The following is a 9,735-nucleotide window of genomic DNA, read 5'->3' on the forward strand; positions in this document are numbered from 1 at the left end:
AGCATTATCATGACGAAATATCGTCACACTAAAGGTCAGATTCAAGATAACGCCATTGAGGCGCTGCTGCATGATCCGCTATTCCGTCAACGAGTAGAAAAGAATGTGAAAGGCAAAGGCAGCTATCGGCGTAAAGAAAAACACAATAAAGGCGGTAACTGGGAGGCCAGTGGTAAACTATCAAGCGATAATTTACCACTGGCCTTCTGGTTTTAAGACATTAAAAAAGCCACCTTCGTCAGGTGGCTTTTTATTGGCATAACCAAACGCTGTTTTACAGTTTTGGCTGCTGTTGCTGGCTCAGCAAGTCACGGATTTCCGTCAGCAGTTTCTCTTCTGCGGTAGGTGCTGGCGGCGCTGCCGGGGCTTCTTCCTGCTTGCGGCGCATTTTGTTCATCAATTTAATCGCCAGGAAGATGGCGAAGGCGACAATCACGAAGTCGAATACGGTTTGAATGAATGAACCGTAGTTCATTACCACCGCCGGGACGGCGCCCTGAGCTTCACGTAATACCAGATGGAACTGTTTAAAGTCGACGCCGCCGATCAGTAGGCCCAGAGGTGGCATGATGATATCGGCCACGAAGGACGAAACAATCTTGCCGAATGCAGCACCGATAATCACACCGACGGCCAAATCGACCACGTTGCCACGCATGGCAAATTCGCGAAACTCTTTCAACATACTCATAGAACGCACCCCTTGCAGAATTAATAACTCAAGTTTAACAAAGCAATTTCCCTTTGCCACAAAAGGAGAGAAGTTTTATCTCCCCCCAAGGCAGAGAACAACTACGCAATTATAGACCATCGCCTAATAAATTCGTTCTACAAGAAGAACGGGCTCGGTTGGAACAGGCGTTCAACGTCCGGCACGAATTTCTTGTCGGTAATAAACATGATGACGTGATCGCCCTGTTCGATTTTGCTGTTGCCGTTGGCGATGATCACGTCGTCGCCACGTACGATCGCGCCGATGGTGGTACCCGGTGGCAGCTTGATATCTTCGACGATGCGGCCGACCACTTTGGACGTGCTTTCATCGCCGTGGGCAATCGCTTCGATCGCTTCCGCCACGCCGCGGCGCAGCGACGAGACGCTGACGATATCCGCTTTGCGCACGTGCCCCAACAGGGCGGAGATGGTCGCCTGCTGCGGCGAAATGGCGATATCGATCACGCTGCCCTGCACCAGATCGACATAGGCGCGGCGCTGGATCAAGACCATCACCTTCTTGGCGCCCATGCGCTTGGCCAGCATGGCGGACATGATGTTGGCCTCATCGTCGTTGGTGATGGCGATGAAGACATCCACCTGTTCGACGTGCTCTTCGGCCAGCAGCTCCTGGTCGGAGGCATCGCCGTAGAACACGATGGTATCGTGCAGCTGCTCGGCCAGTTCGGCGGCGCGTTGCTGGTTCCGCTCGATCAGTTTGACGTTGTAGTCTTTTTCCAGCTTGGCAGCCAGGCCGGCGCCGACGTTGCCGCCGCCGACGATCATGATGCGCTTATAGGGTTTTTCCAGCCGCTGCAGTTCGCTCATCACCGCGCGGATGTGCTGTGATGCGGCGACGAAGAAGACTTCATCACCGGCTTCGATAATGGTCGAGCCTTGCGGACGTATTGGTCTGTCCTGGCGGAAAATAGCGGCGACGCGGGTGTCGATATGCGGCATGTGTTCGCGCATCGAAGAGAGCGCATTGCCGACCAGCGGGCCGCCGTAATAGGCTTTAACCGCAGCGATGCTGACCTTGCCTTCGGCGAAGTTGACCACCTGCAGCGCGCCGGGGTATTCAATCAGCTTGTAGATATAGTCGATGACCAGCTGCTCCGGTGAAATCAGATGGTCGATCGGCACCGCTTCCGGCAGGAACAGTTTCTCCGACTCGCGGATATATTCCGGCGCGCGGATACGGGCGATACGGTTGGGGGTATTGAACAGAGAATAGGCGATCTGGCAGGCAACCATGTTGGTTTCGTCGGAGTTGGTGACGGCGACCAGCATGTCGGCGTCTTCTGCGCCGGCTTCGCGCAGCACCCGAGGATGAGAGCCGTGCCCCTGAACCACCCGCAGATCGAATTTATCCTGCAGCTGACGCAGCCGGCCGGAATCGGTATCGACGACGGTGATATCGTTGTTTTCACCCACCAGGTTTTCCGCCAGCGTCCCGCCAACCTGACCGGCACCAAGAATAATTATTTTCATCGTGTTCTCTGCTTCACACTGAAAGACTTAGGGCGCGCACGCACACCCCGAAGCATTACATTTTAATCAGCTTAGCGTAAAAGAAGCCATCGCCGTCCTCGGGATGCGGGATATTCTGCCGCCCCGGCCGCTGCGCATCGCCGGTTTCAACCAGCTTGGCATCGGCGTGGCGCTGCAAGAACGCGGCGATCTGGCTGCTGTTTTCATCTGGCAGGATAGAGCAGGTAGCGTAAACCATCACGCCGCCCGATTTCAGATGGGGCCAGACGGCTTCCAGGATGTCGGCCTGCAGCGCGGCGAGTTCGGCGATGTCGCGATCGCGGCGCAGCCATTTGATGTCGGGGTGACGGCGGATCACGCCGGTGGCGGAACAAGGCGCGTCCAGCAGGATCCGGTCGAACAGCTTGTCACCGCACCATTGCTGCGGGGTGCGGCCATCGCCCAGCTTAACCTCTGCGTGCAAACGCAGGCGCTGCAGGTTTTCCTTCACCCGTGCCAGGCGCTGTTCGTCGATATCGACCGCCATGACGTGCGCTTTCGGCGCCGCTTCCAGAATATGCGTGGTTTTGCCGCCAGGCGCGGCGCACAAATCGAGGATCTGTTCACCGTCTTGCGGATCCAATAGATCGACACAGCCCTGGGCTGAGGCATCTTGCACGGTGACCCAGCCGTCGGCGAACCCAGGCAGATCGGTCACGGCGCAAGGCGCCAGCAAACGCACCGCGTCGGCATAGTCTGAATGAGGCTCCGCGGCGATGCCTGCGTCGGTCAACAACTGCAGATAAGCTTCGCGGGTGTGATGCAGGCGGTTGACGCGCAGCCACATTGGTGGCTTCTGGTTATTGGCGTCGACGATCTGTTCCCAGTTGGCGGGATAGGCTTGTTGAATGCGTTTCAGCAACCAGCTCGGGTGCAGATAGCGGCTGTCATTGTTGGCGGCGCGCTGCAGCAGCTCTTCCTGCTGGCGCTGGAATTGCCGCAAGACGCCGTTAATCAGGCCTTTCAACTGTGGGCGTTTCAGCGCCACCGCGCCTTCCACGGTTTCGGCCAATACGGCGTGCGGCGGGATACGGGTATACAGCAGCTGATACAGGCCGACCATCAGCAGATAGTGCAGCGTACGCTGTTTGCCGGTCAGCGGCTTGGCCATCAATTGTTGAATGCACCATTCGAGCTGCGGCAGCACGCGCAACGTGCCGAAGCACAGTTCCTGCAGCAACCCGCGGTCCTTATCGCTGATGGCGGTTTGGAGTGTTGGCAGGACAGTGCTGAGCGACTGCCCTTGATCCAGCACCTGGCCGATAGCTTTGGCAGCGATGCTGCGGAGATTGTAATTATTTTTCATAGGCTGAAGCTGATAACGATCGGCATTAAGAAAATAACGGCCCGGCGATGAACGGCCGGGCAGTGGGGTGACTTACAGCCGGTTACCCGGGGTAAACCATTCACGACGTGAATTTAACAGGTCCTGCGCCGACATCGGTTTCTTGCCGGCGGGCTGCAGTTGGATCAGATTGAGGATGCCGTCGGCGGTCGCCACCTGAATGCCGTGCTTGTCGGCATGGACAACGGTGCCCGGCTCCGCATTGGCGCTTTGCGCCAGTACGCTGGCTTGCCAGACTTTCACCGGTTGCTCGTCGATGGTGAAGTAGCTGATCGGCCAAGGGTTGAAGGCGCGGATGCAGCGCTCCAGTTGTTCGGCGGACAGCGTCCAGTCCAGGCGAGCTTCTTCTTTGCTCAGCTTCTCGGCGTAGGTCACCAGCGCTTCGTCCTGCACTTCGCGGGTGGCGCTGCCGTCGGCCATTTGGCGCAGCGTCGTCAGCATGCCCTGCGGGCCGAGCTGCGCCAGCTTGTCGTAGAGACTGGCGCTGGTATCGCTGCTCTCAATCGGGCAGGCAATCTTGTGCATCATGTCGCCGGTATCGAGACCGACGTCCATCTGCATGATGGTCACGCCGGTTTCGCTGTCGCCGGCCCAGAGCGAGCGCTGGATCGGCGCCGCACCGCGCCAGCGAGGCAGCAGCGAGCCATGTACGTTGATGCAACCGAGACGCGGCATATCCAGCACCGCCTGCGGCAGGATCAGCCCGTAGGCAACCACCACCATCACGTCGGCGTTAAGATCGGCCACCAGGCGCTGGTTCTCTTCGGGGCGCAGCGATTTGGGCTGAAATACCGGCAGTTGGTGTTGCTCAGCCAGCACTTTTACCGGGCTTGGCGTCAGCTTGTTGCCGCGGCCTGCCGGGCGGTCGGGCTGGGTAAAAACGCCGACAATCTGGTGCTCAGATGACAACAGCGCGTCAAGATGACGCGCTGCGAAGTCTGGTGTTCCGGCGAAAATAATCCGTAAAGAGTCAGACACGTTGATTTCCTGATCGGTTAGGCGCGGGCTTGAAGCTTGGCCATTTTTTCCAGTTTCTGACGAATGCGCTGACGCTTGAGCGGCGACAGGTAATCGACGAACAGTTTACCCATCAGGTGATCCATCTCGTGCTGGATGCAGATCGCCAGCAGATCGTCCGCTTCCAGTTCGAAAGGTTTGCCTTCGCGATCCAGCGCGCGGATCTTCACCTGCGCGGCACGTGGTACCAACGCACGCTGCTCGGGAATGGAAAGACAGCCTTCCTCGATGCCGGTTTCGCCGCTCTTTTCCAGCAGCTCGGGGTTGATCAGCACCAGGCGCTGATCGCGATTCTCGGAGACGTCGATCACGATAATGCGCTGATGGATATCCACCTGAGTCGCAGCCAGGCCAATGCCTTCCTCTGCGTACATGGTTTCAAACATATCATCCACGATGCGCTGGATATCTGCATTGACTTCTTTTACCGGCGCTGCGACTTTGCGCAGACGCTCGTCTGGGAAATGTAATACCTGCAAGACTGACATATATCTTTAGATCTGTATCCGAGTAATGAACGAGGTTTAACCTCTATTCTAGACATTTCCCGGCCTGATTGACAGCATTGCGCACCAATTGCTCAGATTGGTAATACCACCGTTTTTGCTGAGGGAACAGACGATGCGGCCGGAAGAGATCGCTTTACGGATGCGAGGGGTAACGGGGCTGCAGACCGTCGTGGCCAGCCGGATCGTGCGGCAGCTATCGCAAATGGGGCGCGAGCCTCGCAGCGCGTTGCGTGAACTGGGATTGAACGAGCGGCAGCGGGCGCAGTTCAACCAAGCGGATCCCGCTTATCTGGCGACTAGCTTGCGTTGGCTGGAACTGCCGGCGCACCGTATGCTGAACTATGGGGCGGCCGGCTATCCGGAACGCCTGGCCCAGATCGACGATGCGCCGCTGTTTTTGCTGATCGAGGGCGATCCTCAAGCGTTGCTGCGCCCGCAGCTCGCCATGGTTGGCAGCCGGCAGTTCAGCCACTACGGCGAGCGTTGGGCCAATCATTTCGCCGCGGAATTGGCGCGTTGCGGTTTCACCATCACCAGCGGTTTGGCGATCGGCATCGACGGCATTTGCCATCGCGCAGCGCTGGCGGCCGGCGGTTGCACGGTAGCGGTATTGGGCAGCGGGTTGGCCAATGTTTACCCACGCCGGCACCGCAGGCTCGCGGAGCAGATTGTCGAGCAGGGCGGCGCGGTGATTTCGGATCATTTGGTCACCGATTTGCCTCTGGCCGACCATTTTCCGCGCCGCAACCGCATTATCAGCGGACTGAGCCAGGGCGTTCTGGTCATAGAAGCCTCGTTGCGCAGCGGTACCCTGGTGACGGCCCGCTATGCGCTGGAGCAGGGGCGTGAGGTATTCGCCTTGCCGGGGCCGTTAGGGAACCCGATGAGCGAAGGCACGCACTGGCTAATTCAGCAGGGCGCGCATCTGGTTACCGGGCCGAAAGATATCGCAGAATTGCTGGGAAGCGGCCTTCAATGGCTGCCACTGAACGAAAATACAACTATTTGTGCGTCGCAGGCTGAAGTTGAATTGCCATTTGCTGATGTGTTGGCTAACGTAGGAGATGAGGTGACACCTGTTGACGTCGTCGCTGAACGTGCCGGCCAACCTGTGCCAGTGGTGGTAATCAAGTTACTAGAACTGGAGTTAGCAGGGTGGATCGCAGCTGTACCCGGCGGCTATGTCCGAATAAGGAGGGCAAGCCATGTTCGACGTACTCATGTACTTGTTTGAAACTTATATCCACAATGAACCAGAGATGCGCGTCGATCAGGATCAACTGACCGATGATCTCGCCCAAGCGGGGTTTCATCGGGATGATATCTACAACGCGTTGAATTGGCTTGAGAAGCTGGCTGACCTGCAAGAAGGTCAAAATGCGCCTTACTTTATGGATGCCGATCCGCTGGCAATGCGGATCTACACCGAAGAGGAAAGCGCGCGTTTGGACGCCGGCTGCCGTGGTTTTCTCCTGTTCCTGGAACAGATTCAGGTATTGAACCTCGAAACCCGTGAAATGGTTATCGACCGCGTTATGGCTTTGGATAATGCGGAATTCGATCTCGAAGATCTGAAATGGGTCGTGTTGATGGTGCTGTTTAATATTCCCGGATATGAAAGCGCCTATCAGCAAATGGAAGAACTGTTGTTTGAAGTGAACGAAGGTTATCTGCATTGAGCCGATAACGCGCATAGAAGACGTTATGACAAAAAACGCGATTTTTGCCGCCAGGCAAAATGAACCCTGTCCGGAATGCGGGGCCGAGCTGGTGATCCGTAGCGGTCGCCACGGCCCCTTCCTCGGCTGTTCCCAGTACCCTGAATGCCAATATATTCGGCCTCTGAAAGCGCAGGCCGACGGGCATGTCGTCAAGGTGCTGGATGGGCAGCAGTGCCCGAAGTGTCAGGCGACGTTGGTGCTGCGCCAGGGGCGCTATGGCATGTTTATCGGTTGCAGCGATTATCCGCAGTGCGATCACACTGAAGTGATCGATAAGCCTGATGAAACCGCCATTACCTGTCCGCAGTGCGGTCAGGGCAAGCTGTTGCAGCGTAAATCGCGCTACGGCAAGGTTTTTCATTCCTGCGATCGTTATCCGGAATGCCAATTCGCCCTCAATGTTAAACCCGTCGCCGGTGAATGCGCCTATTGCCATTACCCGCTGCTGATGGAAAAACGTACGGCAAAAGGCCCCGTCCTGTGCTGTGCCAGCAAGCTGTGCGGAAAACCCGTGGCGACTACAGAATAATCACATCATGAACTCAGAATTAAGCCCGAACCTTTTATCTATCATCGATGCTTTGCATCAACAGCAGGTGATTGCCTATCCCACCGAAGCGGTATTCGGCCTGGGGTGCGATCCCGACAGCGAACAGGCGGTCAATGCTTTGCTGGCATTGAAACAGCGGCCGTGGGAAAAGGGGCTGATTCTGATCGCCGCCGACTATACGCAGCTTAAGCCCTATATCGACGACAGCGCGCTCAGCGAACAGCAGCGCGTGACGATGTTCGCCAGCTGGCCTGGGCCGGTAACCTGGGTGTTGCCTGCTCGCCCGGAGACGCCACGTTTACTGACCGGGCGTTTCAGCTCGCTGGCGGTGCGCGTCAGCGATCATCCGTTGGTGCAGCAGCTGTGCCGGCATTACGGCAAGCCGCTGGTGTCGACCAGCGCCAATCTCAGTGGGCTGGAGCCGTGCCGCAGTGCGGATGAAGTCGCGCGGCAATTCGGCGAGGCCTTCCCGGTATTGGCCGGCAAGGTCGGCGGCCGTCTTAACCCTTCCGAAATCAGAGATGCTCTGACCGGCGAACAGATCCGTCAGGGCTAGAGGTAATGGGCATGGAGAAGTTTGCGGTATTTGGCAACCCTATCGGCCACAGCAAGTCGCCGCGGATTCATGCGCTGTTCGCTGCCCAGACTGGCATAGAGCATCCCTATGGGGCGGTGTTGGCGCCGTTGGACGGTTTTGAAACCAGCCTACAGGAATTTATCCGCGCCGGAGGGCAGGGGGCGAACGTCACGGTGCCTTTCAAAGAGCGCGCTTATGAGGCCGCTTCCGAGCTGAGCGAGCGCGCAGCGATGGCCGGCGCGGTCAATACCCTGAAGGTATTGCCGAATGGCGATCTGCTGGGGGACAACACCGACGGCATCGGTTTGCTGACCGATCTGCAGCGTCAGCAATTGATCCGGCCGCAGGATCGCATCTTGCTGGTGGGGGCCGGCGGCGCGGCGCGCGGCGTGATCCTGCCGCTGCTGTCTTTCGGCTGCCGGCTCACGATCACCAACCGCACCTTCAACCGCGCCCAGGAGTTGGCCGACGCTTTCCGGCATCTGGGAGAGATCTCGGCGGCGCCGATGGATCAACTGAATCAGCAAGCGTTCGATCTGGTGATCAACGCGACGGCGTCCGGCATCAGCGGGGAGATCCCGGCGTTGCCCTCAGGCGTGGTGAACGCGCAAACCCGTTGCTATGACATGTTCTATCAGCAGGGCGTCACGCCGTTCCTGGCCTGGGCGCAGCAGCAAGGGGCAACGGAATATGCCGATGGGCTGGGCATGCTGGTGGGGCAGGCGGCGCATGCTTTCCTGCTTTGGCACGGAGTGATGCCAGAGATCGAGCCGGTATTGCGCCAGCTGCGCAGCGAACTGGCGGCATAATTCCCACCCCGTTCTCTATATAGGGAACGGGGTGGCCGTCAGATGTCTTCCGACAGATATTCATCTTTCCAACGCACATAGTTGTTAGAAGAATAAAGCAATCCTTCCAACTCGGCGGCGGTCAACGGCCGAACCTGGCGTGCCGGGCTCCCCATATAGAGATAGCCGCTGGCCAGCCGTTTGCCCGGCGCCACCAAACTGCCGGCGCCAATCATTACGTCGTCTTCTACTACTACACCGTCCAACAGGATCGAGCCCATACCGACCAGCACCCGGTTGCCGATGGCGCAGCCGTGCAGCATGGCTTTATGACCCACGGTCACGTCTTCCCCAATCAGCAGGGGATAACCGTCTGGGTTGTGTTCGGAACGGTGAGTCACATGCAGTACGCTGCCGTCCTGAATATTGCTGCGCGCGCCGATCTTTACCGCATTGACGTCACCGCGGATAGCGACCAGCGGCCAGATACTGACGTCATCCGCCAGATCGACGTCGCCGATCACGACGCTGGAAGGATCGATCAAGACACGCTGACCGAGTTTGGGGGTGTATTGAAGATAAGAACGTACTGCATCGGACATAGTGCTGCCTCACGTCGGGATCATATTTACCGGCAATACTAGACCCTGGCGATGGAATTACAACCAACGGCAGCGCCGGATCCTGCTGAAAATGGCCCTGATCGCACAAGATCCACACGGAAGGGCTGAAAAGTGTGCAAACAGAAAGAAAAGATCAAAAAAGGGGTTGTGCAAAAAACTCGGATCCCTATAATGCGCCTCCATCGACACGGCGCAAGTGATTCACTTCACACAGCGGCCGGGAAGAAAGAGAAAAAATCCTAAAAATTAGGGTTGACTCTGAAAGAGGAAAGCGTAATATACGCCACCTCGAGTTAGCAAGCGAAAGCGCCTAACTCACTGCTCTTTAACAATTTATCAGACAATCTGTGTGGGCACTCCA

General features: G+C 57.5%; 12 protein-coding genes. 6 read left to right on the plus strand and 6 right to left on the minus strand.

From position 1 onward, the window contains the following. Positions 1 to 9 precede the first annotated feature (9 nt). Complete coding sequence (locus tag ACJ8HB_RS24755) at positions 10 to 216, plus strand: alternative ribosome-rescue factor A (RefSeq protein WP_033639242.1); 207 nt, start codon at positions 10 to 12, stop codon at positions 214 to 216. A 58-nt stretch (positions 217 to 274) separates the two neighbouring features. Here ACJ8HB_RS24755 and mscL read toward each other — a convergent pair whose 3' ends face one another. The 5 genes from mscL to def form a co-directional block, all read right to left on the minus strand. Further along, positions 275 to 691, minus strand: coding sequence for a large-conductance mechanosensitive channel protein MscL (gene mscL / locus ACJ8HB_RS24760; RefSeq protein WP_025304493.1), 417 nt, complete (start codon positions 689 to 691; stop codon positions 275 to 277). 137 nt (positions 692 to 828) lie between these two features. Further along, positions 829 to 2,205, minus strand: a complete 1,377-nt coding sequence (gene trkA, locus ACJ8HB_RS24765; protein WP_033636248.1) for a Trk system potassium transporter TrkA — start codon at positions 2,203 to 2,205, stop codon at positions 829 to 831. Between the two features lie 55 nt (positions 2,206 to 2,260). Beyond that, positions 2,261 to 3,550 carry a 16S rRNA (cytosine(967)-C(5))-methyltransferase RsmB gene (gene rsmB / locus ACJ8HB_RS24770; protein WP_047570318.1) on the minus strand — a complete coding sequence of 430 codons (1,290 nt, stop codon included), beginning with the start codon at positions 3,548 to 3,550 and terminating at the stop codon, positions 2,261 to 2,263. Between the two features lie 72 nt (positions 3,551 to 3,622). Then, on the minus strand, positions 3,623 to 4,567 hold the full coding sequence (gene fmt, locus ACJ8HB_RS24775; protein WP_047570320.1) for a methionyl-tRNA formyltransferase: 945 nt from the start codon (positions 4,565 to 4,567) through the stop codon (positions 3,623 to 3,625). Between the two features lie 17 nt (positions 4,568 to 4,584). Next, a complete protein-coding gene (gene def, locus ACJ8HB_RS24780) occupies positions 4,585 to 5,094 on the minus strand; it encodes a peptide deformylase (protein ID WP_015379260.1) in 510 nt (169 codons plus the stop codon). A gap of 133 nt (positions 5,095 to 5,227) precedes the next feature. Here def and dprA point away from each other — a divergent pair, with 133 nt between their 5' ends. The 5 genes from dprA to aroE are packed head-to-tail and all read left to right on the plus strand — an operon-like array spanning position 5,228 to position 8,772. After that, positions 5,228 to 6,349, plus strand: a complete 1,122-nt coding sequence (gene dprA / locus ACJ8HB_RS24785; RefSeq protein ID WP_047570322.1) for a DNA-protecting protein DprA — start codon at positions 5,228 to 5,230, stop codon at positions 6,347 to 6,349. Next, positions 6,321 to 6,794, plus strand: coding sequence for a DUF494 family protein Smg (smg, locus tag ACJ8HB_RS24790; RefSeq protein WP_033650013.1), 474 nt, complete (start codon positions 6,321 to 6,323; stop codon positions 6,792 to 6,794). Before dprA ends, smg begins: the two co-directional genes overlap by 29 nt. A gap of 25 nt (positions 6,795 to 6,819) precedes the next feature. Next, entirely contained in the window at positions 6,820 to 7,365 is a 546-nt protein-coding gene (locus tag ACJ8HB_RS24795) for a DNA topoisomerase family protein (protein WP_004929705.1), read from the plus strand. 7 nt (positions 7,366 to 7,372) lie between these two features. Beyond that, a complete protein-coding gene (gene tsaC, locus ACJ8HB_RS24800; RefSeq protein ID WP_047570325.1) occupies positions 7,373 to 7,942 on the plus strand; it encodes an L-threonylcarbamoyladenylate synthase type 1 TsaC in 570 nt (189 codons plus the stop codon). A gap of 11 nt (positions 7,943 to 7,953) precedes the next feature. Continuing rightward, on the plus strand, positions 7,954 to 8,772 hold the full coding sequence (gene aroE / locus ACJ8HB_RS24805) for a shikimate dehydrogenase (protein WP_047571719.1): 819 nt from the start codon (positions 7,954 to 7,956) through the stop codon (positions 8,770 to 8,772). A gap of 38 nt (positions 8,773 to 8,810) precedes the next feature. On the opposite strand, the gene ACJ8HB_RS24810 is transcribed toward aroE, so the two are convergent. Beyond that, complete coding sequence (locus ACJ8HB_RS24810; RefSeq protein ID WP_004929699.1) at positions 8,811 to 9,353, minus strand: gamma carbonic anhydrase family protein; 543 nt, start codon at positions 9,351 to 9,353, stop codon at positions 8,811 to 8,813. Positions 9,354 to 9,735: the final 382 nt, after the last annotated feature.

Source organism: Serratia sp. CY27727, assembly GCF_052169275.1.
Classification (GTDB): Bacteria; Pseudomonadota; Gammaproteobacteria; order Enterobacterales; family Enterobacteriaceae; genus Serratia; species Serratia sarumanii.

Excerpts from the sequence above, each read along its gene's own strand:
- tsaC (WP_047570325.1), top strand. The coding sequence starts at position 7,373 with ATGAACTCAGAATTAAGCCCGAACCTTTTATCTATCATCGATGCTTTG.
- trkA (WP_033636248.1), bottom strand. The coding sequence starts at position 2,205 with ATGAAAATAATTATTCTTGGTGCCGGTCAGGTTGGCGGGACGCTGGCG.
- ACJ8HB_RS24810 (WP_004929699.1), bottom strand. The coding sequence starts at position 9,353 with ATGTCCGATGCAGTACGTTCTTATCTTCAATACACCCCCAAACTCGGT.
- ACJ8HB_RS24795 (WP_004929705.1), top strand. The coding sequence starts at position 6,820 with ATGACAAAAAACGCGATTTTTGCCGCCAGGCAAAATGAACCCTGTCCG.
- smg (WP_033650013.1), top strand. The coding sequence starts at position 6,321 with ATGTTCGACGTACTCATGTACTTGTTTGAAACTTATATCCACAATGAA.
- rsmB (WP_047570318.1), bottom strand. The coding sequence starts at position 3,550 with ATGAAAAATAATTACAATCTCCGCAGCATCGCTGCCAAAGCTATCGGC.
- aroE (WP_047571719.1), top strand. The coding sequence starts at position 7,954 with ATGGAGAAGTTTGCGGTATTTGGCAACCCTATCGGCCACAGCAAGTCG.
- ACJ8HB_RS24755 (WP_033639242.1), top strand. The coding sequence starts at position 10 with ATGACGAAATATCGTCACACTAAAGGTCAGATTCAAGATAACGCCATT.
- def (WP_015379260.1), bottom strand. The coding sequence starts at position 5,094 with ATGTCAGTCTTGCAGGTATTACATTTCCCAGACGAGCGTCTGCGCAAA.
- dprA (WP_047570322.1), top strand. The coding sequence starts at position 5,228 with ATGCGGCCGGAAGAGATCGCTTTACGGATGCGAGGGGTAACGGGGCTG.
- mscL (WP_025304493.1), bottom strand. The coding sequence starts at position 691 with ATGAGTATGTTGAAAGAGTTTCGCGAATTTGCCATGCGTGGCAACGTG.